General features: G+C 64.5%; 24 protein-coding genes and 1 pseudogene. 15 read left to right on the forward strand and 10 right to left on the reverse strand.

All coding sequences use genetic code 11. The features are described from left to right. The 3 genes and pseudogenes from G3N59_RS03045 to G3N59_RS03055 form a co-directional block, all read left to right on the forward strand. A pseudogene (locus tag G3N59_RS03045) lies at positions 1–334 on the forward strand (electron transport complex subunit RsxB); the annotation flags it as partial. Positions 335–356: 22 nt separating this feature from the next. Further along, positions 357–1,001, forward strand: coding sequence for an endonuclease III (nth, locus tag G3N59_RS03050; RefSeq protein ID WP_205981086.1), 645 nt, complete (start codon positions 357–359; stop codon positions 999–1,001). 119 nt (positions 1,002–1,120) lie between these two features. Then, positions 1,121–1,555, forward strand: a complete 435-nt coding sequence (locus G3N59_RS03055) for a DUF1841 family protein (RefSeq protein WP_027816530.1) — start codon at positions 1,121–1,123, stop codon at positions 1,553–1,555. A 121-nt stretch (positions 1,556–1,676) separates the two neighbouring features. Here G3N59_RS03055 and G3N59_RS03060 read toward each other — a convergent pair whose 3' ends face one another. Both G3N59_RS03060 and G3N59_RS03065 read right to left on the reverse strand, forming a co-directional pair. Next, positions 1,677–2,099 (reverse strand): cytochrome c, encoded by a 423-nt coding sequence (locus G3N59_RS03060; RefSeq protein WP_205981087.1) that lies wholly within the window; start codon positions 2,097–2,099, stop codon positions 1,677–1,679. A 22-nt stretch (positions 2,100–2,121) separates the two neighbouring features. Beyond that, positions 2,122–2,487, reverse strand: a complete 366-nt coding sequence (locus G3N59_RS03065; RefSeq protein WP_205981088.1) for a cytochrome c — start codon at positions 2,485–2,487, stop codon at positions 2,122–2,124. Positions 2,488–2,944: 457 nt separating this feature from the next. On the opposite strand from G3N59_RS03065, the gene G3N59_RS03070 reads away from it, so the two are divergent. The 5 genes from G3N59_RS03070 to G3N59_RS03090 all read left to right on the forward strand — a co-directional run bounded on the left by G3N59_RS03070 (position 2,945) and on the right by G3N59_RS03090 (position 8,372). Further along, positions 2,945–3,796: a MoxR family ATPase gene (locus G3N59_RS03070; protein ID WP_205981089.1), complete on the forward strand. Its 852-nt coding sequence runs from the start codon at positions 2,945–2,947 to the stop codon at positions 3,794–3,796. Positions 3,797–3,833: 37 nt separating this feature from the next. Next, complete coding sequence (locus G3N59_RS03075) at positions 3,834–5,006, forward strand: VWA domain-containing protein (protein ID WP_205981090.1); 1,173 nt, start codon at positions 3,834–3,836, stop codon at positions 5,004–5,006. A 100-nt stretch (positions 5,007–5,106) separates the two neighbouring features. Beyond that, complete coding sequence (locus G3N59_RS03080; protein ID WP_205981091.1) at positions 5,107–6,324, forward strand: benzoate/H(+) symporter BenE family transporter; 1,218 nt, start codon at positions 5,107–5,109, stop codon at positions 6,322–6,324. A gap of 297 nt (positions 6,325–6,621) precedes the next feature. Then, positions 6,622–7,581, forward strand: a complete 960-nt coding sequence (tal, locus tag G3N59_RS03085; RefSeq protein WP_205981092.1) for a transaldolase — start codon at positions 6,622–6,624, stop codon at positions 7,579–7,581. A gap of 359 nt (positions 7,582–7,940) precedes the next feature. Further along, positions 7,941–8,372: a VOC family protein gene (locus G3N59_RS03090; RefSeq protein ID WP_205981093.1), complete on the forward strand. Its 432-nt coding sequence runs from the start codon at positions 7,941–7,943 to the stop codon at positions 8,370–8,372. A 34-nt stretch (positions 8,373–8,406) separates the two neighbouring features. On the opposite strand, the gene G3N59_RS03095 is transcribed toward G3N59_RS03090, so the two are convergent. From G3N59_RS03095 to G3N59_RS03120, 6 genes are all read right to left on the reverse strand, one after another. Next, positions 8,407–9,609 (reverse strand): FUSC family protein, encoded by a 1,203-nt coding sequence (locus G3N59_RS03095; protein ID WP_205981094.1) that lies wholly within the window; start codon positions 9,607–9,609, stop codon positions 8,407–8,409. A gap of 105 nt (positions 9,610–9,714) precedes the next feature. Then, a complete protein-coding gene (locus G3N59_RS03100) occupies positions 9,715–11,265 on the reverse strand; it encodes a sodium:solute symporter (RefSeq protein WP_205981095.1) in 1,551 nt (516 codons plus the stop codon). Continuing rightward, a complete protein-coding gene (locus G3N59_RS03105) occupies positions 11,262–11,501 on the reverse strand; it encodes a DUF3311 domain-containing protein (RefSeq protein WP_205981096.1) in 240 nt (79 codons plus the stop codon). The genes G3N59_RS03100 and G3N59_RS03105 overlap by 4 nt, the downstream gene beginning before the upstream one ends. A 303-nt stretch (positions 11,502–11,804) precedes the next feature. Beyond that, complete coding sequence (locus tag G3N59_RS03110; RefSeq protein WP_205981472.1) at positions 11,805–12,698, reverse strand: spermidine synthase; 894 nt, start codon at positions 12,696–12,698, stop codon at positions 11,805–11,807. A gap of 865 nt (positions 12,699–13,563) precedes the next feature. Further along, positions 13,564–14,082 carry a DNA-deoxyinosine glycosylase gene (locus G3N59_RS03115; RefSeq protein ID WP_205981097.1) on the reverse strand — a complete coding sequence of 173 codons (519 nt, stop codon included), beginning with the start codon at positions 14,080–14,082 and terminating at the stop codon, positions 13,564–13,566. 15 nt (positions 14,083–14,097) lie between these two features. Next, the gene (locus G3N59_RS03120) at positions 14,098–14,760 is read right to left on the reverse strand and encodes a chorismate lyase (RefSeq protein ID WP_205981098.1); all 663 of its coding nucleotides are present in this window, start codon (positions 14,758–14,760) and stop codon (positions 14,098–14,100) included. A 147-nt stretch (positions 14,761–14,907) separates the two neighbouring features. Between G3N59_RS03120 and G3N59_RS03125 the strand changes: the two genes are divergently transcribed. Continuing rightward, positions 14,908–15,165, forward strand: a complete 258-nt coding sequence (locus tag G3N59_RS03125) for a hypothetical protein (RefSeq protein WP_205981099.1) — start codon at positions 14,908–14,910, stop codon at positions 15,163–15,165. A gap of 57 nt (positions 15,166–15,222) precedes the next feature. Here the strand turns inward: G3N59_RS03125 and htpG are convergent, their stop codons facing one another. Both htpG and G3N59_RS03135 read right to left on the reverse strand, forming a co-directional pair. Beyond that, positions 15,223–17,130, reverse strand: a complete 1,908-nt coding sequence (gene htpG, locus G3N59_RS03130) for a molecular chaperone HtpG (RefSeq protein WP_205981100.1) — start codon at positions 17,128–17,130, stop codon at positions 15,223–15,225. A 217-nt stretch (positions 17,131–17,347) separates the two neighbouring features. Then, positions 17,348–18,838: a PLP-dependent aminotransferase family protein gene (locus G3N59_RS03135; protein ID WP_205981101.1), complete on the reverse strand. Its 1,491-nt coding sequence runs from the start codon at positions 18,836–18,838 to the stop codon at positions 17,348–17,350. A gap of 125 nt (positions 18,839–18,963) precedes the next feature. On the opposite strand from G3N59_RS03135, the gene G3N59_RS03140 reads away from it, so the two are divergent. From G3N59_RS03140 to G3N59_RS03165, 6 genes are all read left to right on the forward strand, one after another. After that, entirely contained in the window at positions 18,964–19,671 is a 708-nt protein-coding gene (locus G3N59_RS03140; protein ID WP_205981102.1) for a VOC family protein, read from the forward strand. A gap of 19 nt (positions 19,672–19,690) precedes the next feature. Further along, on the forward strand, positions 19,691–20,596 hold the full coding sequence (locus G3N59_RS03145) for a DMT family transporter (protein WP_205981103.1): 906 nt from the start codon (positions 19,691–19,693) through the stop codon (positions 20,594–20,596). Positions 20,597–20,715: 119 nt separating this feature from the next. Continuing rightward, entirely contained in the window at positions 20,716–21,915 is a 1,200-nt protein-coding gene (locus G3N59_RS03150; RefSeq protein ID WP_205981104.1) for a PLP-dependent aminotransferase family protein, read from the forward strand. Positions 21,916–21,979: 64 nt separating this feature from the next. After that, the gene (locus tag G3N59_RS03155; protein WP_205981105.1) at positions 21,980–22,444 is read left to right on the forward strand and encodes a RidA family protein; all 465 of its coding nucleotides are present in this window, start codon (positions 21,980–21,982) and stop codon (positions 22,442–22,444) included. 116 nt (positions 22,445–22,560) lie between these two features. Beyond that, complete coding sequence (locus G3N59_RS03160) at positions 22,561–23,490, forward strand: PhzF family phenazine biosynthesis protein (RefSeq protein WP_205981106.1); 930 nt, start codon at positions 22,561–22,563, stop codon at positions 23,488–23,490. A 442-nt stretch (positions 23,491–23,932) separates the two neighbouring features. Continuing rightward, complete coding sequence (locus G3N59_RS03165; RefSeq protein ID WP_205981107.1) at positions 23,933–26,293, forward strand: EAL domain-containing protein; 2,361 nt, start codon at positions 23,933–23,935, stop codon at positions 26,291–26,293. Positions 26,294–26,341 lie beyond the last annotated feature (48 nt).

Below are 26,341 nucleotides of genomic sequence, written 5' to 3' on the forward strand. Positions count from 1 at the left end.
CGCGCGCCGTGCCGCCACGCCCGCGGCAGCGACCGCGCCCGCCGCGACGCAAACGCCCGCAGCCGCTCACGCAACGACAGGCGCCCCCGCCGCCGCACCCAGCGACGCCGAAGCCAAAAAGAAAGCCATCATCCAGGCCGCGATGGAGCGCGCCCGTCAGAAGAAGGCGGAACTGGCGGCCAGCGGCGAAGGACCGCGCAACACCGATCACGTGAGCGCCGATGTACAGGCGCAGATCGACGCCGCCGAAGCGCGCCGCAAGCGTCTGGGAATGGAATCCGCGCCGGACGCGCCCGCCCCGGACGCCGCGAAAGACCACGACAAGCCCGCATAAAAACCAACGGCCCCCACGAGCCATGAACGCCACCAAGCGCCGCGCGATCTACGAAACGCTGCAAAGCATCAACCCGAACCCCACGACCGAGCTGGAGTTTTCGACGCCGTTCGAACTCCTGATCGCCGTGCTGCTGTCCGCGCAGGCCACCGATGTCTCGGTGAACAAGGCCATGCGCAGGATGTTTCCGGTGGCGAACACGCCCGCGACGGTGCTCGCGCTGGGCGAGGAAGGCGTCGCCGATTACATCAAGACGATCGGCCTCTATCGCACCAAGGCGAAGAACGTGATCGCCACCTGCAAGATCCTGATCGAGCAGCATGGCGGCGAGGTGCCGCAGACGCGCGAGGCGCTCGAAGCGTTGCCGGGCGTGGGCCGCAAGACCGCGAACGTGGTGCTCAACACCGCGTTCGGCCATCCGACCATCGCCGTGGATACGCATATTTTCCGCGTCGCCAACCGCACGGGACTCGCACCTGGCAAGGACGTGAAGGCCGTGGAAACCGCGCTGGAAAAGTTCACGCCGAAGGAGTTTCTGCAGGACGCGCATCACTGGCTGATCCTGCACGGGCGCTATGTCTGCAAGGCGCGCCGCCCGGAATGCTGGCATTGCGTGATCGAGCCGTTGTGCGAATTCAGGCCGAAAACGCCGCCGCCCGAGCTCTGACAGCGCGGCTGCGCGCCGCGACGTAGAATGAACTGCCCGGAGCGAAGCAAGCGCGCCAGAACCCTTCTGGCATGCTTCTGGCCCCGGGCGCCGTCCCCCACACCACCGCACGATTCACGATGTTCAATCCCAGCCGCGACGAAGTCCGCCGCTTTTTCACCGAGACCTGGCGCAAGCAGCGCGCAGGCGAAATCCTCACGCCTCTGGAAGCGATCGCCGCCGACTGGATCGTCGAGCATCCTGAATACCACGCGGAACTCGCCGACGCCGATCAGGCCGCCGCCCAGGACTATTCGCCCGAACGCGGCCAGACCAACCCTTTCCTGCATCTGTCGATGCATCTGGCGATCAGCGAGCAACTGTCGATCGACCAGCCGCCGGGCATCCGCGCGGCGCACGACCGGCTCGCGGCGCGCATGGGATCGACCCACGACGCGCAGCACGCCATCATGGAGTGCCTGGGCGAGACGATCTGGGAAGCGCAGCGCACCGGCACGCCGCCCGACACCGACGCCTATCTCCAGCGCATCGAGCGCCGCGCCACGCGCGACTAAGCGGCCCTGCAACGCATCGAGCCAAAAGAAGCGCAAAAAAACACCCTGCCTGCCGCGCTGGAATCGCACGGCAGGCAGGGTGTTTTCACATCGAGCGCGCCTCATGCAGCGCGCATCAGATTCATTTCTTCTCGATCAGATCGCCCTTGAGCGATTCGATATACGCGGCGAGATCCTTCATATCGCTCTGCGACAGGCTCTGCACCTGCGCCTGCATGATCGGATTGTTGCGGCCGAGATGCGGATTGCCGTTGCCCATCTGGTACTGGCGCAGCGCCCAATAGATGTAATCGGCATGCTGGCCCGCGAGCTTCGGATATTCCGGGCTCACCGGCTTGTTCAGATTCACGCCATGGCAGGCCGCGCAGTTGTGGCTGTCGGACAGCACCTTGCCGTTGGCGGCATCGGCGGCATGCGCCGGATGCAGCGCGAGCGTGGCAGCCAGCGCGGCAGCCGCCGAAACCAGCACGGCAGCCTTCAAAAACGCGGCCTTGAATCGCGCTTCACGCGCACCGGCGCGCACGGCCGTATAGGGCTTGTTCATGGATTGTCGTCTCCCGTGCCGGTTACTTCTCGGGGTTGTTCTTGGAGGTGGCCGACTGCGACGAGTAATAAGCCGCGATATCGGCGATATCCTGGTCGGTGAGCGTTGCCGCGATCGCGTGCATCGTCTCGAAGTGGCGGTCGCCCTTCTTGTAGCCGTGCAGCGCGTTCTGGATGTACTGCGCGTTCTGGCCGCCCAGGATGGGCACGTGGTAGACCTCGGGATAGGCGGTGCGGTAGTCGGGAATACCATGACAGCCGATACACATCGCAACCTTGCCTTGACCTGCCTTCGCGTCGCCCACGACATCCGCATGTGCCGTGGCCGCGAAGCCCGCCAGCACGGTCACTGCTCCGAGCATGACGTGCTTGCCGACAATTTTTTTCATAGCATCCAACCTGGCTTGAGGGGATTCGAACGCCCGAACCGCAGGCCACGGCCTGCGCCGCATTACTGCTGTTTTACTTTTGGGTCGCCGTGCAGGCCGAAAAAAATCGGTCTGAGTATACCGCGACGCCGCGCAGCCCGTCCACGGGCTGCCGCCCGCCGCGCGCCCGCTGAGGCCCGCCAGACGGGGCTCGGGCGTTATGCGAGCGGCCTTTGCGGCGGGTCGTGCGGGTGATCCCTGATGCGGTGCGCTTTTGCAACTGGCGACCTGCGCGGGCCTGGAACGGACGATAAAACCCGGGCGATTCGTTCCCGTGACGGGACAAAAACGGCATAAAAACTGCGCCCCGCGATCCTGAATCAGTACCGCATCGGGCGGAGCCAACGATACGCGAGGCCCCTCTGAAGCAACACCCCATCTGACTTATACTGGGATTTTTTTCAGCGAGCGGTTCATCATGCGCGCCACGCGTTTCGAAGGCTCTTCGCAGTACGTCGCCACCGACGATCTCAAGCTCGCGGTCAATGCCGCGATCACCCTCAAGCGCCCGCTGCTCATCAAGGGCGAGCCCGGCACCGGCAAGACCATGCTGGCCGAGGAAGTGGCCGCCGCGCTGGACATGCCGCTGATGCAATGGCACATCAAGTCCACCACGAAGGCGCAGCAAGGTCTCTACGAATACGACGCGGTGTCGCGCCTGCGCGACTCGCAGCTCGGCGACGAACGCGTGAAGGATATCCGCAACTACATCGTCAAGGGCGTGCTGTGGCAGGCGTTCGAGTCGGAGCAGCAAAGCGTGCTGCTGATCGACGAAATCGATAAAGCCGACATCGAATTCCCCAACGACCTGCTGCGCGAACTCGACCGCATGGAGTTCTACGTCTACGAGACGCGCGAACTCATCAAGGCGAAGCAGCGCCCGCTCGTCATCATCACGTCGAACAACGAGAAGGAGCTGCCGGACGCCTTCCTGCGCCGCTGCTTCTTCCACTACATCAGCTTCCCCGATCCGGCCACGATGCAGCGCATCGTCGAGGTGCACTATCCGGGCATCCGCCGCGAACTGCTGAGCGCCGCGATGGAAAGTTTCTTCGAACTGCGTAACGTCGCGGGCCTGAAGAAGAAACCTTCGACATCCGAACTGCTCGACTGGCTCAAGCTGCTGCTCGCCGAAGACATCCCGCCCGAAGCGCTGCGCGCCGTGGACGGTTCGAAGTCGATGCCGCCGCTCGCCGGCGCGCTGCTCAAGAACGAACAGGACATGACGCTGTTCGAGCGGCTCATCTACATGAACCGCCACAACCGCTAAGCCGCGCCGGGCACGTGAAAAAGCACGGAGAATCCGCATGCTGATCGACTTCTTCTATACGCTGCGCGACGCGAAGCTGCCGGTCTCCGTGAAGGAGTACCTCACGCTAGTCGAAGCGCTCAAGGAGCGCGTGATCGCGCCGTCGCTCGACGACTTCTACTATCTCGCGCGCATGACGCTCGTGAAGGACGAGCAGTATTTCGACCGTTTCGATCAGGCCTTCGGCGCGTATTTTCGCGGCATCGAAAAGAAGTCCGAACAGGCCTTCGAGATTCCCGAAGACTGGCTCAAGAAAAAACTCGAACGCGATTTCACGCCCGAACAGCGCGCGCAGATCGAAGCGATGGGCGGGCTCGACAAACTCATGGAGCGCCTGAAGGAACTGTTCGAGGAACAGAAGGAGCGCCACGAAGGCGGCAGCAAGTGGATCGGCACGGGCGGCACGTCGCCGTTCGGCAACGGCGGCTATAACCCGGAAGGTATCCGCATCGGCGGCGAAGGTGGGCAGCGCAGCGCCGTGAAAGTGTGGGACGCGCGCGCCTACCGCGATTACGACGATCAGGTCGAGATCGGCACGCGCAATATCAAGGTGGCCTTGCGCCGCCTGCGCCGTTTCGCGCGCGAAGGCGCGGTCGAGGAACTCGATCTCGACGGCACGATCCGCAGCACGGCCGCCAACGCGGGCTGGCTCGATCTCAAGATGGTGCCGGAGCGCCACAACAATGTGAAAGTGCTGATGCTGCTCGACGTGGGCGGCTCGATGGACGATCACATCAAGCGCACCGAAGAACTCTTTTCCGCCGCCAAGGCCGAGTTCAAGCATCTGGAGTTCTACTACTTCCACAACTGCGTCTACGACTATCTGTGGAAGAACAACCGCCGCCGCCACGCGGAGCGCACGCCCACGTGGGATCTGCTGCACAAGTTCACGCCCGACTACAAGCTGATCTTCGTCGGCGACGCCACCATGAGTCCGTATGAAGTGCTGCAGCCGGGCGGCTCGGTCGAATACAACAACCCGGAAGCGGGCGCCGTGTGGCTGCGGCGGCTGGCCGACCAGTTCCCGCACTTCGCCTGGCTCAACCCGGAACCCGAACGGCTATGGGAATACCGCCAGTCGGTTTCGGTGATCCGCGAAATTCTGGGGCATCGCATGTATCCGCTCACCGTCGCCGGGCTGGAAACGGCCATGCGCGTGCTGAGCAAATAGCGCCAGACAACCCGAACCTTTCACGCCACATGCAGCGCAACCGCGAGACCAGACGGTTGCGCGCGCAACTTCACACTAAAAAAACGAGGAGTACTCCAGCATGACCGCGCCTTCATCCCCCGACCTGCCGGCGAACTTCCGGCCGGGACCGCTGCGGCCGCTGGCCGACACGTCGGTCGCCACGATCGTGGCCGGTTTCGTCGCGATGATGACGGGCTACACCAGTTCGCTGGTCCTGATGTTCCAGGCGGGCCAGGCCGCGCATCTCACCGACGCGCAGATTTCCTCGTGGATCTGGGCACTGTCCATCGGCATGGCGGTGACCACCATCGGCCTGTCGCTGTGGTATCGCGCGCCTACCGTGGTGGCGTGGTCCACACCGGGCGCCGCCTTGCTGATCAGCTCGCTGCCGCATGTGCCGTATGCCGAGGCCATCGGCGCCTTTATCGTCTGCGCCGTGCTGCTCACCGCCGTGGGCCTGACCGGCTGGTTCGACACGCTGATGAAGCGCATCCCCGCCGGTATTGCCGCGGCGCTGCTGGCCGGCATCCTGTTCGAGATCGGCATCGAGATTTTTCACGCCGCGCAGGTGCAGACGCCGCTCGTGCTCACCATGTTCTTCGCCTATCTGCTGATGAAGCGTTTCGTGCCGCGCTATGCGATCGTCGGCACGCTGGTGGTGGGGATTGCGGCGGCCGCGGCGCTGGGGTTGCTCGATTTCAGCCACTTCCGCGTGGCCGTGGCGAAACCCGTGTTCACGATGCCCGCGTTTTCGGTGCAGGCGATCGTGAGCATCGGCATTCCGCTGTTCGTGGTGGCGATGGCCTCGCAGAACGTGCCGGGCATCGCCGTGATTCGCGCCGATGGCTATGACACGCCCTCCTCGCCGCTGATCGCGACGACCGGCCTCGCCTCGCTGCTGCTCGCGCCGTTCGGCTCGCACGGCATCAACCTCGCGGCCATCACGGCAGCGATCTGCACCGGCCCGCACGCGCACGAGGACCGCACCAAACGCTATATGGCGGCGGTCTGGTGCGGCATCTTCTATCTGATCGCGGGCACCTTCGGCGCGACCATCGCGGCGCTGTTCGCGGCGTTTCCGCAGGCGCTGGTGGTGTCGATTGCCGCGCTGGCGCTGTTCGGCTCGATCATGAGCGGCCTCACCAACGCGATGCAGAACCCGCGCGAGCGCGAAGCGGCCCTCGTGACCTTCATGGTAACGGCTTCGGGCCTCACGCTGCTGTCGATCGGCGCGGCGTTCTGGGGGCTGGTGGCGGGCGTGCTCACGCAGTTCGTGCTGAACGCGCGCAAGGCCTGATCGCGCGGCGGATAACGAATCGAAAGCCCCGGCACCGAATTTGCGCCGATTTTTAAACGATTTTTGTTCGCCGCGCGCGCGTCATCGCACCGCCTCCCGATCCGCCATAAAATGACGCAGTGAGTCGCGCCAATCCCGTTCGGCGCGACATCGCCCTTTCGCGTACAGGCGTAAAGCGTTCAGCGTTTCGCCCTGCGCGCCCGGCGCTCCCGGCTAACCACCGTTAGCACGATGCCCAGGCGCACAGGCCGTTCAACTTTCACCGACGCCGGCGCGCATGCGCCCACAAGGCCAGACATGACTACCGCACTCGATCAGCTCAAGCAGTACACCACCGTCGTCGCCGATACGGGCGACTTCCAGCAGTTCGTCCAGTACAAGCCGCAGGACGCGACCACCAACCCGTCGCTGATCCTCAAGGCCGTGCAGAAGGCGGAATACCGTCCGCTGCTCGAAAAAACCGTGCGCGATCACGCGAGCGAGTCGGTCGAAGCGATCATCGACCATCTGCTGATCGCTTTCGGCACCGAAATCCTCAAGATCATTCCGGGCCGCGTCTCGACCGAAGTCGACGCGCGTCTGTCGTTCGACACGCAAAAGTCGATCGACAAGGCTCATCACCTCATCGACCTCTACAAGAAGGCCGGCATCGAGAAAGAGCGCGTGCTGATCAAGCTCGCCTCGACGTGGGAAGGCATCCGCGCCGCCGAAGTGCTGCAGAAGGAAGGCATCCGCTGCAACATGACGCTGCTGTTCTCGCTCGCGCAGGCCGCAGCGTGCGCCGAAGCCGGCGCGCAACTGATTTCGCCGTTCGTCGGCCGCATCTACGACTGGTTCAAGAAGGCCAAGGGCGCGGACTGGGACGACGCGAAGGACGGCGGCGCCAACGATCCGGGCGTGCAGTCGGTGCGCAAGATCTACGCGTACTACAAGAAGTTCGGCTACAAGACCGAAGTGATGGGCGCCAGCTTCCGCAACACCAGCCAGATCGTCGAACTCGCCGGTTGCGACCTGCTGACGATCAGCCCGGATCTGCTGCAGAAGCTGCATGACAGCAACGAGAAGATCGACCGCAAGCTTTCGCCCGAAGCGTTCGCGAACGAGAACATCGCGCGCGTGGCCGTGGACGAAGCCTCGTTCCGCTTCCTGCTCAACGAAGACGCGATGGCCACCGAAAAGCTCGCCGAAGGCATTCGCGCGTTCGCCGCCGATGCGGTCAAGCTCGACAAGATGGTCGAAGAACTGCGCGCGAAGTAAGCAGGCGCCTATTCGGCATGCAAGCGCGGTTTTAAGCAGTCGCTCACCGCGCGCCGAAGTCTCCGCAAGGGCCGCACATCACGCATGTGCGGCCCTTTTTTGCGTTTTTGCGCCCGCGAAAACTCTGCAACCTCCATTCCACTCTGCGCTCTCGCAAACCCTGGCGAGATGGCTGCCCGAAGCGGGCACGCGCGCGCCTAGAATCAGGGCAGCGGCCAGCTTGATAGCGCCGCGCGAGGCAACACAATCCCCGTTCCCCCTGTCATGCGCCGCCACCCCACAGCGCCGCACGACGCGCACTGCAACCAGGACGCTGCGCAAGGGACCGGCCAACCGTCCAGTCCGCAAGGAAGATGACGATGCAAATCCAGCCCTACCTCTTTTACAACGGCACCTGCGAGGAAGCGATCGCGTTCTATCGCGAGGCGCTCGGCGCCACGGAGCTGTTCAAGATGCGTTTCAAGGACGGCCCGCCCGATCCGCAGCGCCCGCTGCCGCCCGAACTGGCCGACAAGATCATGCACGCGACGATCCAGGTCGGCGACGCGCAGTTGATGATGTCCGATGGCGGTTGCATGACGAATCACGACACCTTCACCGGCTTCAGCGTCTCGCTCACCGCGCCCGACGCCGCCACGGCACAGCGCTATTTCGATGCGCTGTCGAAAGGCGCGCAGATCGGCATGCCGTTCCAGAAAACGTTCTGGTCGCCCGGCTTCGGCATGCTGACCGATCGATTCGGCGTGCCCTGGATGGTCACTGCACCGCCGCTGGAAAACCCGGCGCCCTGAGATTCACGTTAGCGCATTGATCATGACGCGCGCCTCACACCATGCGGTGCAGATGCGCGCGCTCGATGTTCCATCTCGGTTCGATTTCGAGGAGCAAGGCACGCAGTTGCCCTACCTGCTCCTCGAAACGCTGTTCGAGCCAGTAAGGCCCCTGCATTTCCGGTGCGAGCGGCTCGGTGGCCTGGTTTGCGGCCTGGTTTGCGGCCTGGTTTGCGGCTTCGTCCGCTTCCATCGGCCGGTCTAGCGGGCTCGAGCGCAACGCCCGCGCCGCCGCCTCAGGATGCCGCGCGCCGCCAAAGCGCAGCGCGCGCGCCGTCGTCAGCAAGGCCTCGCGTACACACGCGCTGCGCTGCGCGAAAGCCACGCGCACGAGACGCTGTTCGTAGTGGCCAAGCCCCGTCGACATCATCTCCAGCGAGCTCAGCAACGAGCGATGCAGACGCTGCACCTGTTCGAGCCGCGCCACCGGCACGTCGATTTCCTTCGCCACCGAAGGCATCAGCGCGCGCAACTGCACGAGCCGCGTGTTGAGGCGGCGGAATTGCGCGACTTGTTCGTCGGTATCGACATGCACGCCGCTCACCACCTGCGCGTAGACGCGCGCGCATTCGCGCAGATTGTCGGCGAGCCGGTAGCGCCACGAGTAAGTGGCGTGCAGCGGCAGCGCGAACGAAAACGCCAGCGCGATCACGATGCCGATCATCACGTTGAGCGTGCGCCACAGGCCGGTATCGATATGGTTGTCGCCGTGGCCCGCGACGATGCACATCGTAATCGCGGTCAGCAGCGCCACATAACCGGGCTTGCCGATCGCGTAATAGCTGCACACGGCCGCGACAATCGACATCAGCGAATACGTGAGCCACGTCGATCCCGTGACCGCCTGCACGACGATCAGCGTCAGGCCGATCAATGCGCCAAGCAGCGTGCCGAGCGCCCGCTCGGTGGCCTTCTTGCGGATATTGCCGTGATGCTGCAGCCCGCCGATCACCACCAGCAGCGTCACCGACGACCAGATGCCGTGCGGAATGTCGATGCCGGTGGTCGCGAGGATCGACACGAGCATCGCGAAACCCACGCGTACCGCGTGAATCGCGCCTGCGTTGCGGTAACGATAGAACGGCGAGCTGATCGCGCGCCACACCCGCGCCGCGCGCGAGCGGCGGCGCACGGGATGGCGTGCGGGTGGTGTTTTGGTATCGATTTCGGGTTCGCTATCAGGTTCGATCAGGGCCATGGCGCGACTGGCGTTGCGGTGACGCCGACCATCGTGCACCAGAAGAGCAAAAGCCCGCAACCATGACGTTGCGGGCTTTCGTGTTGCGCCATGTGGCGAGCAGGATCAGCTTTCGACCACGTCCAGATAATCCTCGGGACGCGTCCGGTCGACGCCCTTTTGCATGCCGGACAGATGCACCAGCGCGGACACCACCACCGACACCACCAGATTGACGATCAGCGACCACACCGCCGCATAACCCGGCACATCCATGCCGAACAGATGCACGACGAAGATCGAGCCCTTCAGGTGCAGCGAAATCGCCATCCACGTGCCCGTGGCGATGCCCACCGCCCAGCCGATCAGCAGACCGCGCCAGTCGAGCATGCGCGTATAGAGACCGAGCACGATCGCAGGCAGCGTCTGGATGATCCAGATCCCGCCCAGCAGTTGCAGCTGGATCGCATACGTCAGCGGCAGACCAAGAATGAACGCCACCGCGCCCACTTTCACGATCAGCGAAACCAGCTTGGCGATATTGGTTTCCTGCTCGTGATTCATGTTGCGGTTGATGAACTCCTTGTGGATGTTGCGCGTGTAGAGGTTGGCGGCCGCGATCGACATGATCGCCGCCGGCACCAGCGCGCCGATGCCGATGGCCGCAAACGCCACGCCCACGAACCACGACGGGAAGAAGTGCAGGAACAGCGCCGGCACCGCGAAGTTCGGACCGAAGGCCTTGAAGTACGGCGCGAATTCCGGCATGTCCTTCACGCCCGACGCCAGCGCCATATAGCCGAGCAGCGCGAGCAGACCGAGCACCAGCGAGTACGCAGGCAGCATCGCCATATTGCGGCGAATCGTATTGCCCGACGACGACGACAGCACCGCCGTAATCGAGTGCGGATAGAGGAACAGCGCGAGCGCCGAACCCACCGCCAGCGTGGCGTAGGCGCTATAGCCGTTCAGGCTCGACGCATCCGGCGCCTTGAGCAGCAGCTTGGCCGGCGGCACGGAAGCGAAGATATGGCCGAAACCGCCCATCTGCGCCGGAATCACGATGATCGCCACCGCAATCGTGATGTAGATCAGCACGTCCTTCACCACCGCAATCATGGCCGGAGCGCGCAGACCCGAGGTGTACGTATAGGCCGCGAGAATCGCAAACGCGATGATGAGCGGCAGATCGCCGACAAAACCGGTCGTATCGAAGCCCAGCGCGCCGATCACCACTTCGATCCCCACCAGTTGCAGCGCGATATACGGCATGGTCGCGACGATGCCGGTCACGGCAATCGCCAGCGCCAGCATGCGGCTGCCGTAGCGCGCGCTCACGAAGTCGGCGGAGGTGACGTACTGGTGACGCTTGGCGATGGCCCAGAGCTTGGGGAACACCACGAAGGCGAACGGATAGATCAGGATCGTGTAGGGCAGCGCGAAGAAACCCGTTGCGCCCGCGCCGAACACCAGCGCCGGCACCGCCACGAAGGTGTACGCGGTGTACAGGTCGCCGCCCAGCAGGAACCAGGTGACGATGGTGCCGAAGCGCCGCCCGCCGAGGCCCCACTCTTCCAGATGCGCGAGATCGCCCTTGCGCCAGTGCGCGGCCAGAAAGCCGACGATCGTCACGCCGACGAAGAACAGGATAAAGACGAAGGTTGCGGTCACATTCATTGCGCGCCTCCCGCCCGGCCGCTCTTCGAGCGATCCTTGGTCCTGAAATAGACGACGGCGGTGATGACGGCACTGATCAGCACCCAGAGGAGCTGGTACCAGTAGAAAAACGGAAAGTCCCACAGAGTGGGTTCGACCTTGTTGTACGACGGCACCCAGATCATGGCGATCCAGGGCAAGAGCAACAGCCAGAGCCAGTGCTTGCTGGCCTTTGCGGCGTCGGCGTCGTGAGCCATGACGTCTCCTCCTCGCGACTTATGTTGTTATGCGGCCTCATTCTGGCCGTTGCAGGCCCGCGAGCTCGTGCCTCGCAAGGTCCCCGAAAGCGCTGAAAAGCGTACCGATGCCATCGCGGCGGGTCAACCCGGGGCGGACCCCAACCTTTAACAACATTTCGGATTCGAAACTGTCAGCTATCCGAAAGCACTATCGGACGACGGACGAAAAAAAACCGGCCCCGCGTGATGCGGGGCCGGTTGGTTCGCTTCGGCTAAAAGCGTCAGATCGCTTGAGTCAAGTTGCGATCCGGGTTGGCAGACTTAGATGGCGAACGTCGTGCCTTCCTTGCCGATTTCCTTGCATGCAGCGCGCAGTGCCTTGACCCACTGGTTCGCGGGCAGACCGAGCTTGCTTTCGAGCAGACGCGCGCGCTTGTCGAGCGCCGTCCAGCTCACGTCGAGCGCCGGACCGGAGAAGGCCAGCGCGACGCGGTTGCCGTCATGCACTTCCGGCAGCGCGATCACGCGGCCGTCGAAGGCTTCCTTCAGGCGCTTCATGTTGCGCACGTAGCTCGGGTGATCGCCGAACAGGTTGATCGTCGCGACGCCTGCGTCCGTGAGACACGCGCGCACGGCGCGGTAGAACGCAACGCTGTCGAGCACCGGACCGCGAGCGGTCGCATCATAGATGTCGATCTGCAGCGCGCCGATCGTGCCGTGGTTCGAACGGTCCTGCACGAAATCCCATGCGTCCAGTTCGCGCACGGTCAGACGTGCGTCGTCGTGCGGCAGTGCGAACATCGTGCGTGCAGCCACGACGACGGCCGGGTTCAGTTCGACGGCTTCGACCTTCGCCGGACGCAGGTAGCGATGCGCGAACTTGGTCAGCGCAGCCGCGCCCAGACCCAGTTGCACGATGCGCGCGGGCGTGGCGAGGAACAGCAGCCAGGACATCATCTGCTGTGCGTATTCGAGTTCGATGTGTTGCGGCTTCGACAGACGCATCGCGCCTTGCACCCACTCGGTACCGAAGTGCAGGTAACGCACGCCGCTCTCTTCCGAGAACGTGACCGGCGCGAAACGCGGCTTGCGCGGCGCTTCGATGACCGGTGCGTTGTCGAGATCGTCTTCGGCGGCACGGCGCGGACGCTTCGTCATCTTCTGGACCTTCGGTGCGGCTTCGGCCTGCGCAGCCTTGGCTGCCTTGGCGTTCACACGCTTCGCGCGTGCGGGCGTGACGGCTGCGGCCTGTTCGACGGCTGCGGGCTTTTCGGCCTGGCTGGCGGCTGCCTTCGGTGCCGGCTTAGCTGCTTTCGCTGCCTTCGCTGCCGGCTTTGCTGCGGGCTTTGCTGCTGCCTTCGTTGCCGGCTTTGCTGCTGCCTTCGGCGCGGGCTTGGCTGCGGGCTTTGCCGCTGCCTTCGTAGCAGCCTTCGCTGCCGGCTTTGCTTCAACCTTCGCTTCGATCTTTGCTTCGACCTTTTCTTCCGGCTTCGCTTCGGCCTTCACTGCCGGCTTTGCGGCGGCCTTGACTGCGCGCTTTGCAGCGGGCTTTGCGGCCGGCTTGGCTGCAGGCTTCGTTGCGGCCTTCGCTGCGCGCTTTGCCGCCGGCTTTGCTGCGGCCTTCGTTTCCGGCGCTGCCGCTGCGTTCGCTTGCGGTGCTGCGGTCACGTCTGCAACCGGCGCCGGCGTTTCAGCTTGCGTCACGATCTGTTCGGGCGCGGCGGCCTCGTCGGTGGTCGTGGCGGGCGTCTTGCTGAATGCGCGCGCCTCGGCCGAAGCGCGCTTGATGAGAGTCGTCATGTAAAGATGTCTTGCTTGTGAGGAGCAGGTGCAGATGCGCGTATTGCGCTGCGATTTACCGTGTTTCGCGGTGTGGTTTCAGCCGCGAGATCACATGCGTTTTCGAACACATCTCGAACGCATCTGCGCGGGCGAACGAGAGCATAGCATTCGTCGCGCATCAGGCCAGTTTTATACGGCAAAAACGCGCTTTTCAAGGCGTGTTGTGTGCGCTTGCATGACTTCTTCACATCACACCAGTGGCGCGGCGAGTTTGCAGGGCGCTTACGCACTTACGCGCTTACACGTTGCCGTGCTTCGATACGCCCACGACATCGGCGAGCGCGCGCCACGCCACGAGCTTCGTTGCGAAATTCATCGACGCATAGGCAGGACTACTGGAGGGCAGATTCAGCACGCGAAAACGTTTGGCATGCGCGCCCAGAATGCGTTCGCCGATGCGCGCGGCCGTGCCGCCATTGAACGCGATCGCTTCGAGCGACGGCAAGCGCCCGATCAACGTGATGAGATCGTTGCCCGCGTGATCGCGAATATCGGCATCGAGACTGCCTTCGCGACGCGCCTGCGCCACCACGTCCCACAGACCGACGCGATGTTCGAGCAGCATTTGCAGGCGTGTTTCATAGTCGAGCGCAGGCAGATCGACGCCGATCACCTCGCCCACCAGATGCCAGAATTTATTCTGCTTGTGCGCGTAATACTGTTGATGCGCGAGCGACGCCTCGCCCGGCAAACTGCCGAGTATCAGCACGCGCGTCTGTGCATCGACAACCGGCGGAAAACAACGCTTGAAACTCATGCTCGCCCTCGCCGCTCAACGTGCGCCAGTATGCGACGACGGATGCGCCCGCGAAGCCGTATGCCCAAGCGGTCCACGTTCGCGCACCGAATGCGCAGGCGTGGAAGGCTGTGCGCCGAGTCGCGCGAGATGCGCCCACAACGCGGGCAACATGCACTCGGTCACGAGCAGCGGTTCGCCGTGGCGCTCGAACACGGAACGGCGCGCGACAAATACATGCGGTACAAAAGCGGCCTCGGTCTCGCGCGCCGCCAGCGCATGCAGCGGATGCCGCGCGCTCACGCACCGGCTCACCAGCGCCGAGCGCGCCACGCCGCTATCGGTGTAAAGCAGTTCAGCCAGCGGACGCGTGCGCAAACGGCGCATCGCCTGCCAGACGCCGTGACTCGCCACGAGCGGCGTCGCACTGTGCGCCGCGACGTACGGCACGCCATCGACGGCCAGCACGATCTCGCGCACCCACGCCCGCTCGCGCGGCGCGAGGCCGAGCGCGGCGCATTCGTCGGACCAGGGCATGGCGACGGCTTCGCGCGTCACGCGTACTTCGACAGCACCCAGCGCACGCAGATGAGCAGTCAGCGAACCGCCACGCGTGAGCCAGTCTTTCTGATCGGCGCTAAAGGCCGCGAGGGGCGCGGCGCGCCAGTGCGCGTCGGCGGCATCGAATCGGATGGGCATGGCGGGGATTATAGGCGGTGCGTCCCTTTCGGACGATTCGTATGGCGGCACCGGATCAGACGCGAAACACTGCCTGCCACGCTGTCGCGCGTCGTGCGCGGCGCCAGTGACCCGCCGCTCAATCTAGTGGCGTTCAAGGAGACTCGAATGGCAGAAAACAGGAAGCAGACTTCGCAAAAGGTCGCCCGTCTGGCAGCGCAAACGCTGCACGACCCGAAAGCATCGGCGATCAGGAAGAGTCTGGCCGCGTCCGCGCTTGCGCAGACGCACACGCCGAAGCAGACCGGCGCCGCCATGGAACACAAGGCGAGCGACGTGTTGCACAGCACGAAGTACTCGACCGAAACCAAAACGCTCGCGGCATCCGTTCTTGCGCAGTCCAGCAAGGAACGCAAAGCCAAATAAAAAAACGCGCCGCAGGTTTCCCCGCGGCGCGTCTCATGGCTGCACGAGCGTTAAAACTTAACGCGCCAGCAACAACGCATTCGTACGCTTCACAAAGCTCGCCGGATCTTCCAGCGCGCCGCCTTCCGCCAGCAGCGCCTGATCGAACAGCAGATGGCACCAGTCGCCGAAGTTCGCGTTATCCGCGCTCAGCGCCTTCACCAGCGGATGCTCCGGGTTCACTTCGAGAATCGGCTGCATGTCGGGCGCCTGCTGCCCCGCCGCCCTCAACATGCGCTGCAGATAACCGCTCATGTCGTTCTCGTCGGCCACGAGGCACGACGGCGAATCGGTCAGGCGGAACGTCAGACGCACATCCTTGGCCTTGCCCTGCAGCGCTTCCTTCATCTGCTCGACGAGCGGCTTGAGCGCTTCGCTCACCTGCTCCTGCTGCTGCTTTTCTTCGTCGTTGAGCGCGCCCAGATCGAGATCGCCACGCGCCACGCTCGCGAGCGGCTTGCCATCGAATTCGTTGAGGAACGACAGCATCCATTCGTCGACGCGATCGGTCAGCAGCAGCACTTCCACGCCCTTCTTGCGGAACACTTCGAGGTGCGGGCTGTGGGTGGCGGCTTGCCACGTATCGGCGGTCACGTAGTAGATCTTCGACTGCTCGGGCTTCATGCGCGCGACGTAGTCGGCCAGCGACACGTTCTGCTCCGCCGTATCGTTCTGCGTCGAGGCAAAGCGCAGCAGCTTCGCGATGCGATCCTTGTTGGCGTGATCTTCACCCACGCCTTCCTTGAGCACCTGACCGAACTCGCCCCAGAAGGTCGCGAACTTCGCCTTGTCTTCGGCCGAAGCTTCAGCATCGGTTTGCGCCGACGCCATCTCTTCCAGCATCGACAGCGAGCGCTTGGTCACGCCGTCGCGGATCGCCTTCACGTCGCGGCTTTCCTGCAGGATTTCGCGCGAGACGTTGAGCGGCAGATCGGCCGAATCGACCACGCCCTTCACGAAGCGCAGGTAGTTCGGCAGCAGTTGCTCGGCTTCGTCCATGATGAAGACGCGCTTCACGTAGAGCTTCAGGCCGCTCTTGTGATCGCGGTTCCACATGTCGAACGGCGCGTGCGCCGGCACGTAGAGCAGTTGCGTGTATTCGCTGCGGCCTTCGACGCGGTTATGCGTCCACGCCAGCGGGTTCTGGTGATCGTGCGCGAGATGCTGATAGAACTGCTGATACTGCTCGTCGCTGATCTCGCTCTTCGAACGCGTCCACAGTGCGCTCGCCTGGTTGATGGTCTCGAATTCGTCCTTCGTGACCATCTCGCTCTTTTCGGCGTCCCACTCTTCGGCCTTCATTTCGATCGGCAGACCGACGTGATCCGAATACTTCTGGATGATCGACTTCAGCTTGAACGACGAGAGCAGTTCGTCTTCGCCTTCGCGCAGATGCAGCGTGATCGTGGTGCCGCGTTGCGCGCGCTCGATCGCCTCGACAGCGAATTCGCCCTCGCCCGCGCTTTCCCAGCGCACGCCTTCATTGGCCGGCACACCGGCGCGGCGCGTTTCGACGGTGATCTTGTCCGCGACGATAAAGCCCGAGTAGAAGCCCACGCCGAACTGGCCGATCAGCGCCGCATCCTTCTGCTGGTCGCCCGAGAGCTTGCCGAAGAATTCCTTGGTGCCCGAGCGCGCGATCGTGCCGAGGTTCGCCACGGCTTCGTCGTGGCTCATGCCGATGCCGTTGTCCTCGATCGTGACGGTGCGCGCCGCCTTGTCGAAGCCCACGCGAATGCGCAGGTTCGGATCGTTTTCGTAAAGCGCGCTGTTTTCGAGCGCTTCGAAGCGCAGCTTGTCGGCCGCGTCGGAGGCGTTCGAAACGAGTTCGCGCAGGAAAATTTCCTTGTTGCTGTACAGCGAATGGATCATCAGGTGCAGAAGCTGTTTCACTTCCGCCTGGAAGCTCATGGTTTCTTGTGCCATGGTCGGTTGTCCTCTTTCGTTGTCGTTGCAGTGCTGATTAGTCAGATCGGGCGAATCGTGTGCCGCGCGCGGGCCGCTTTTGACTGCTCGTCACTGCTTGTGACTGCTCGTGGCTGCGGCCCATGCACGACGCGTTGCCCGCCCATATGGAGGCGGGCTCGGTCGTTTCAAGGGGATCGGGCGCTATCTGGCGTAGCGCAGGCAAGCCGGCGCGGATTCAGCCGCGCCGGGCCACGCCATCCAGATAGCCGGCGAGAAAGCCCGGCAGCGCCGGATCGCCGCAGTTCGCGATGTTAAAGCGCATCCATGTCGTGGGCGACTGGTGCGGCGAAAACAGGCTGCCCGGCGTGAGCAGAAAGCCCGCTTCGTGGCCGGCGGCCGTGAGCGCATCGGCGTCCACGCCCGTATCGGCCCACAGGAACATGCCCGCGCCCGGCGCGATAAAGAGCTTGCAGCCGGCCCGCTCCAGCATGCGCGCGGCCTTGTCGCGCACGCCGTCCAGCCGCGCGCGCAGGCGCTCGACGTGACGCCGGTAGTGGCCTTCGGTGAGCACGCGAAACAGCACGCGCTCGTTGATTTCGGGACTCGTCATGCCGACCAGCATCTTCTGGTCGGCGACTGCCTGCGCCACGTCGGGCGCGCTGGCGATGTAGCCCACGCGCAGATTGGGCGCGAGCGTCTTCGAAAAACTGCCGAGGTAGATCACGCGGCGCAACTGGTCGAGGCTCGCCAGGCGCGTGGCCGGATAGCCCGAGGGACACAGATCGCCGTAAATATCGTCCTCGACGACGATGAAATCGTATTGCTCCGCCAGACGCAGGATGCGAAACGCCTGCGCAGCCGTCAGCGACGTACCGGTGGGATTCTGCAGCACCGAATTGATGACGAGCATCTTCGGCCGCCAGGTCTCGACCAGCGCTTCGAGCGCGTCGAGGTCCGGGCCATCGGGCGTGTACGGCATGCCTACCAGCCGCGCGCCCTGCGAGGCGAAGCGCCCGAACATCTGGAACCACGCCGGATCGCCGACGATCACCGTGTCGCCGGGCTGCACGTAGATGCGCGCAAGCAGGTCGATCGCCTGGGTGATGCCCGAGACCAGCACGATCTGGTCCGGCGTCGCGCCAATTTCCATTTCCGCCATGCGCGTCTGCAACTGCTGGCGCAGCGGCAGAAAGCCTTGCGGCGAACCGAAGCCCAGCAGTTGCGTGCCGCTTTGCCGTCCCAGCGAGCGCATCGCGCCCGCCAGCAGTTCGCCGTCGAGCCAGCGCGCGGGCAGATAGCCCAGACCCGGCCCTTTTTCTGGATGCGTCGATTGATGGAGCATGTTGCGCAGCAGCCAGACCACGTCGATGGTGGGCGGCGCGGGCGGCTGTTGCACTTCGGGCGCGGCCTCGCCGTTTGCGGCGGGCGCGAGACGCCGGTCCATCGGCATGACGGCGGCCGCGGCCAGCCGCTCGCGCACGTAAAAGCCCGAACCGCGCCGCGAATCCAGATAACCCTGGGCAACGAGGCGCTCGTAGGCTTCGACCACGGTAAAGCGCGACACGCCCTTGTCGAGCGCGAGCTTGCGGATGGACGGCATACGCATGCCGGGGCGAAACACCCGTTCCTCGATGCGGCGGCGGCCCCACTGCACGAGCTGGTCGACGAGCGTGAGGGTGGCCGCGTCATGCGGGGCGGGAATCTGGTCGAGCGGGACGGACGACATGGCGGCTCCAACTGTACCGAACACTATCGGGCCGATTGTACCGTTACTGTCCGCCACCATACCGGTACATTTGATTGCATGCGTACCGGTATGCTTTCCGGTCCGAACCACCCATCCCGCCCCACATGACTGCTACGCCGCTGCGCCTCGATCACCTTGTCGTCTCCGCCCGAACGCTGGAAGAAGGCGTGCAATATGTCGCCGATACGCTCGGCGCATCGCCCGCTGGCGGCGGCGCGCATCCGCTGATGCGCACGCACAACCGGCTGCTGGGCCTGTGGGGCGGCACGTATCTGGAAGTCATTGCGATCGATCCCGGCGCGCGCGGCGCGGGTACAACGGCATCGCCCAGCCGCGCCCGCCTGTTCGCCCTCGACGATGCCGAAGTCCAGGCGCGCCTCGAAAAAGGGCCTTATCTGTCGCACTGGGTCGTGCGCGTCGAGCCGCCCAGGAATCTCGAACGCTGGCGCGCCCAGTTTCCGCAGCGCATCCCCGACCTCGTGCCGATGACGCGCGGCAATCTCGGCTGGCAGCTCAGCGTGCCGCTCGACGGCGCGTTCCCGAACTGGCAAGGCGCCGGCGATGGCATCCTGCCCTCGCTGATCCAGTGGGACACGCCGCGCCATCCGTCGCAAACGCTCGCCGATACCGGCATCGCGCTGCACAAGCTCATCGCCTTTCATCCGCAAGCGCCGCTCGTGCGCGAGCAACTGGCCTGGCTTGGCGCGGACCATCTGATTACGGTTGAAGATGCTTTAAGTCCTGCGCTTGCCGCGCAGTTCGAAACCCCGTCGGGAACGCGATCGCTCGGCGCGCCCCGCACCTTGGTCTGACGAGCGCGACTCACCCACCATGAAAGCACGTGAAACCCAGGGCATGATGCTCGGCCTCGTTGGCGTCATGATCTTCAGTCTGACTCTGCCGATGACGCGTATCGTCGTCCTCGAATTCCATCCGCTGCTCAACGGTCTCGGACGCGCGCTCGCCGCCGCCGTGCCCGCCGCCCTGCTGCTGTTCATCCGCCGCGAAAAGCGGCCGACCTGGCCGCAGGTCAAAAGTCTTGCCGTCGTGTCGCTGGGCGTGATCGTCGCCTATCCGGTGTTTTCCGCGTGGGCGATGAAGAGCGTGCCCGCTTCGCACGGCGCCATCGTCAACGGTCTGCAACCGCTGGCCGTGGCGATCTACGCCGCGTGGCTCTCGCACGAGCGGCCGTCGAAGGCGTTCTGGGTCAGCGCGCTGATCGGCAGTGCGCTGGTCGTGGCCTTCGCGCTGCAGGCGGGCGGCGGCGCGCTGCACGCCGGCGACGCGTGGATGCTGGTGGCCGTGGGTATCGGCGCACTCGGTTATGCCGAAGGCGCGCGGCTCGCGCGGCAACTGGGCGGCTGGCAGGTGATCTGCTGGGCGCTGGTGCTGTCGGCGCCGTTCCTCGTGCTGCCGGTCGGCTGGCTGGCGTGGGCGCATCACGTGGCGCATCCCGAACCGGTCGCGCTCAAGACCTGGCTGGCGTTCGGCTACGTCACGCTGTTTTCGCAGTTCATCGGCTTCTTCGCCTGGTACGCGGGCCTCGCCATGGGCGGCACGGCGCGTGTCGGCCAGGTCCAGCTGCTGCAGATTTTCTTCACGATGGCGTTCTCGGCGCTGGCGTTTGGCGAGCACGTTGCGCCTTCGGCCTGGCTCTATGCCGCCGCCGTGATCGCCACCGTGATGTTGGGCCGACGCGCCGCCATTCGCACCGCGCCCGTGCCCGCGCGCGCTTGAGCGATTTTCGCGTCATAATCGAAGGTTTTCGGCGGTCGCTGGATTAATCCAGCGACCGCCAGACAGATCCATTCAGATTCACCCCGGATTCACTCGCCCGACCCTAAAAAGGAGACCCCATGGACCAGAGCGATCTCAAAGCCGCGCCCGCGTGGCAACTGTCCGAGCGCGCAATCAAGCTGACCAGCTCGGCGATTCGCGAAATCCTGAAGGTCACCGAACGGCCCGAAGTCATCTCCTTCGCCGGCGGCCTGCCCGCTCCGGCCACCTTCCCGGCCGAGGAAATGCGCGCCGCCGCCGACCGCATCCTGCGCGACGATCCGTCCGGCGCGCTCCAGTACAGCGCGACCGAAGGCTATATGCCGCTGCGCGAATGGGTCGCCGAACGCCATTCCGTGGGCGGCGTGAAGGTGCGTGCGTCGCAGGTGCTGATCACCACGGGTTCGCAGCAGGCGCTCGACCTGATCGGCAAGGTGCTGGTCTCGCCCGATAGCCCGGTGCTGGTGGAAACGCCCACGTACCTGGGCGCGCTGCAGTCGTTCTCGCTCTACGAGCCGAAGTACGTGCAGGTGCCGACCGACGAACGCGGCCTCGTGATCGAAGGCCTCACGCCGGAAATGACCGCCGGCGCGCGTCTGCTCTACGCCATCCCGAACTTCCAGAACCCGACCGGCCGCCGTCTGCCGCTCGAACGCCGCCAGGCGCTCGCGGAATTCGCGAAGACCTCGCCGTTCCCGGTGATCGAGGACGATCCCTACGGCGCCCTGCTCTACGCAGGCGAGCCGCTGCCGACCGTGCATTCGATGGCGCCCGAACATATCGTGCATCTGGGTTCGTTCTCGAAGGTGCTGGCGCCGGGCCTGCGCGTGGGCTACATCATCGCGCCCGAAGACCTGCACTTCAAACTCGTGCAGGCCAAGCAGGCCACCGATCTGCACACGCCGAGCTTCACCCAGCGCATCGTCCACGAAGTCATCAAGAACGGCTTCCTCGACACGCATATCCCGAAGGTGCGCGCGCTCTATCGCGACCAGTGCGAAGCGATGCTCGATTCGCTCAAGCGCAACATGCCCGAAGGCGTGAGCTGGAATCGCCCGGAAGGCGGCATGTTCATCTGGGTCACGCTGCCGCAACAGATCGACAGTATGAAGTTGCTGGAAGAAGCGGTCGCGCAAAACGTGGCATTCGTGCCCGGCGCGCCGTTCTTCGCGAGCGAGCCGCAGCACAACAAGCTGCGTCTGTCGTTCGTCACCGTGCCGCCGGCGAAGATCGAAGAAGGCGTGGCGAAGATCGCCGCCCTGATCCGCGCGCGCCTGTAAGGCCGCACGCAGACTGCACACGAAGATCGCATCAACCGACCAACCCGTACAAGGACTCCTGATCATGGCTGACATCAACATCTACGACCGTCTCGAACAGCTCGGCATCGAACTGCCGCAGGCAGGCGCGCCCGCCGCCGCTTACGTGATGAGCGCGCAGAGCGGCAACACGGTGTACCTGTCGGGCCACATCGCGAAGAAAGACGGCAAGGTGTGGGCCGGCAAGCTCGGCGACACGCTCTCGACCGAAGAAGGCAAGGCCGCTGCACGCTCGATCGCGATCGACCTGATCGCCACGCTGCACGCTCACACGGGCGACCTCAACAAGGTCAAGCGCGTCGTCAAGCTGATGAGCCTCGTGAACTCCACGTTCGACTTCACCGAACAGCACATCGTCACGAACGGCGCGTCGGAACTGGTCGCCGATGTGTTCGGCGAAAAGGGCAAGCATGCGCGCTCGGCGTTCGGCGTCGCGCAGATTCCGCTTGGCGCGTGCGTCGAGATCGAACTGATCGCCGAAGTCGAGTAAGCGCTCTGTTTTGCGAGCCGGTGCGCCACTGCGCCGGCTCGCCGCAACGACCTCGAACCGCGCCGCAAGGTGCGGTTTTTTTTTCGCCGTGCGTTTTCATCCTGATCTTGCCGACCATGACGACATCGACACTTCGCAGCGTCCGCTTCAAACAGGTCGACGTATTCACGTCGCGGCCCTTCAAGGGCAACCCGCTCGCCGTCGTTTTCGACGCCGATGCACTCGACACCGCGCAGATGCAGGCCATCGCGCGCTGGACCAATCTGTCCGAAACGGCCTTTCTGCTCGCGCCCACCGATGCGCGCGCCGACTATCGCGTGCGCATCTTCACGACCGAAGGCGAGTTGCCGTTCGCGGGTCATCCGACGATCGGCTCGGCGCACGCGTTCCTCGACAGCGGCCGCACGCCGAAGACGCCTGGCCGTCTCGTGCAGGAATGCGGCGCGGGCCTGGTCGAACTGGCGCAGCAGCGTGAAGCCAGCGAAAACGCGCCCGCGCAATGGGCGTTCGCCGCGCCGCCCGCCACGGTCACGCCCCTGCCCGCCGCGCAGTACGACGCGTTGCGCGCGGCGCTGCGCTCGGATGCGATCGACTTCGATGCGCCGCCGTGCGGCGTCGATAACGGCGCGCCCTGGCTCGTGGTGCGTTTTCCGTCGGCGCAGGACGTGCTCGCGCTCGACATCGACTATGACGCGCTCGCCGTCGTGGCAGCGGGCGTGGGCGCGCAAGGTCTGGCTGCCTACGGCCCGCACGCCGCCAACGGTCCTGCCACGTTCGAAGTGCGCTGCCTGATGACGGGGCTCGGCAAAGGCGAAGACCCGGTGACCGGCAGTGCGAACGCCGCCATCGCCCTGTTGCTCGCGCAGCAGAATCGACGCCCCGGCGAGCGCTACACCGTGCGCCAGGGCACCGTCATGGGCCGCGAAGGCGACGTCGCGGTGACTTATGACAAAGCAAGCGACGATGCAGACGTCGGCGCAAGCGGCAAGATCTGGGTCGGCGGCGCAACAGTCACGGTGGTCGACGGTTCGATCCAGCTCGCATGAAAATGCGCACAGTGAACGCTTCATCCAGACTTCGCTGACGCCAGAAACACAACATTTAACGCGCGACGCCGACGCGTCCGGGCACGCGGGCACGCCCGCTGCGCCGGCCTGCGCGTCCCCGCGCAGGCCTTATTCCAGCTAGCTGCGCGTAACGCGGAGCCACTTCGCGGATCGTCGCTCGTATGCGCCGCACATCGCACGCTGTTGCGCTTGCACTCTCAACTCGCGTATACCCGAGGGGGGACCGCTTCCTTAATCATTCCCCAACCATTAAGATCGAAACATCGGACGCAAAAAAGCGCGTCCTCCTGACTTTTGTCCGCGCGTACCGCGCTCTTTCCTTAGCCGTTCCGCATCCGATGCCGCCGATCCAACCGAGCGCCTTGTTGTCGTCCCGGCCGCCGCATCAGCGGCGCGGCAATCCGCGTGCACGGCGGACGAGATGAGCACCAACTGGCGCCCCTTCACCCGTGAAGGCGGCCTGCGTGCCACGCAGGGGCCGGCGTACACGCGTCCGCGCACGCTGCTGGCAATTCCGCTGCTGGGCGTGCTGGTGCTGATCCTGCTCTGGGCGGTGATCTTCACGCGGCTGTCGGTCGAAAAGGAAGCGACGCTGCGCGAAGCGACCGCCTCCGCCGCGATCCTCTCCGCGGCGCTCGAACAGCACACCGTCAAGGCGATCCATCAGGTCGACCAGATCACCCGCTTCGTCAAATACGAATTCGAGAAGACGCCCGATCGCTTCAATCTGGCCAACACGGTCGAGAAAGGCGTGGTGCAGAGCGATTCGCTCGTGCAGGTGTCGATCATCGACGAGCACGGCCGCCTGGTCGCCAATACCGCCGACCCGAATCCCAAACCCATCGACCTCTCGGACCGCGAGCACTTCAAGGTGCACGAGCACGAGAACGACGATCAGCTCTTTATCAGCAAGCCGGTGCTCGGCCGCATCTCGGGCCACTGGACCTTGCAGATGACGCGCCGCCTCAATCATCCGGATGGCTCGTTCGCAGGCGTCGTGGTGGTCTCGGAAGACCCCGGCTATTTCACCAGCGACTTCTACAACAACGCGGCCATCGGCCGTGACGGCGTGATCGCCGTGATCTCGGACACCGGCGCCGTGCTCGCGCGCCGCACCGGCAACGCCGACCGCGCGAGCGGCGCCTTCTCCGCGAGCGGCGTCTATCCGATTTCGGAACACGTGTCGGGCACCTATGCCGATCCGATCGATCACGTGACGCGCATCGTTTCGTACCGCCATATCGACGGTTACCCGCTCGCGGTGCTGGTCGGTCTTTCGCAGGCCGAAGAGTTCGCCGACTACAACCACACGCGCGACGTCTATCTGATGATGGCGACGTTCATCTCGCTCGCCATGCTGTCGTTCTTCGCCGTGGCGACGGGCTTGATCGGCAAGCTGCTCGGACGCGAGCGCGAGATGTCGCAACTCGTGCAGTACGACCTGCTGACCGGCCTGCCCAACCGCTACGCCACGCTGCAGCGGCTGCGCCACGAAGTCTCGCAGCCGGGCAATCTCGGACGCCTCGCGATTCTCTTTATCGACCTCGACAACTTCAAGACCGTCAACGACACGCTCGGCCACAACGCCGGCGATATCGTGCTGCAGATGAGCGCCGCGCGTCTGGCCGATGCGGTCGGCGGCGCGGGCACGCTTGCGCGCATCGGCGGCGACGAGTTCGTGGTCATCATCAAGGGCGACGAAATCGAGAAGCGCGCCAGCACGCTCGCGGAAACCACCAACGCGGCCTTCACGCATCCGTTCGACGTGCGCGGCAGCGCCTTCGTGCTGCATGCGAGTACCGGCATCGCCCTCTTCGCGGTGGCGCACGAAAGCGAAATCGACCTGCTCAAGAAGGCCGATCTGGCGATGTACGCCGCCAAGGAAGCGGGCCGCAACTGCTTCCGCTTCTACTCGCCGCAGCTCGCGCATCGCGCCGATCATCTGATGAAGTGGGAGCAGCAGCTGCGCGTGGCGCTCGCCGAAGGGCAACTGTTCCTAGCCTATCAGCCGAAGATCGATCTGCGCCGCCGCTGCATTACCGGCTTCGAGGCGCTGGTGCGCTGGAACCATCCGCAATACGGGCTGATTCCGGCGAGCGAATTCATTCCGGTGGCCGAATCGACCGGCCTGATCGTGCCGGTGGGCGACTTCGTGATCCGCACGGCCTGCGCACAACTCGCGCAATGGCAGCAGCAGGGTTATGAAACGCTCTCGCTTGCGGTCAATATTTCAGCGGTGCAATTCTGGCGCGGCGATCTCTACGAGACCATTTCGCACGCGATCGAAGAGACCGGCATCGCGGCGCACAAGCTCGAACTGGAAATCACCGAAACCGCGATGATGGAGTACCCCGAACTGGTCTCCGAGAAAATCTTCGCGCTCAAGCGCCTGGGCGTGCGCGTCGCGCTCGACGATTTCGGCACGGGGTATTCGTCGCTGTCCTATCTGAATCGCTTCGCGGTGGACACGCTCAAGGTGGACCGCTCGTTCGTGCAGGCCATTCCCGCCGATCGCAGCGTGTGCGTGATGGTGTCGGCGATCGTCAATCTGGCGCGTTCGCTGGGTCTGACCGTGGTGGTCGAAGGCACCGAAACAGAGGAGCAGATTGCGTGGCTCGCAGCGCTCGGGCCGATCGAGGCGCAGGGTTTCCTGTTCTCGCGTCCGGTGCCGGTGGAAGGCGTGGCGGCGCTGATCGAGCGGTTTGGCGTGTGCGGCGCGTCATCGGACGATGTGCGCGAGCAGCGTATCGAGCGGTTGAGCGACGCGCAGCAGTCGCGCTGATCGCCAGGTGTTCCCGGCTCAATAAAAAAGGCAGCGCGGTACACACCG

The sequence above is a fragment of the Paraburkholderia sp. Ac-20340 genome (assembly GCF_017104965.1).
Classification (GTDB): domain Bacteria; phylum Pseudomonadota; class Gammaproteobacteria; order Burkholderiales; family Burkholderiaceae; genus Paraburkholderia.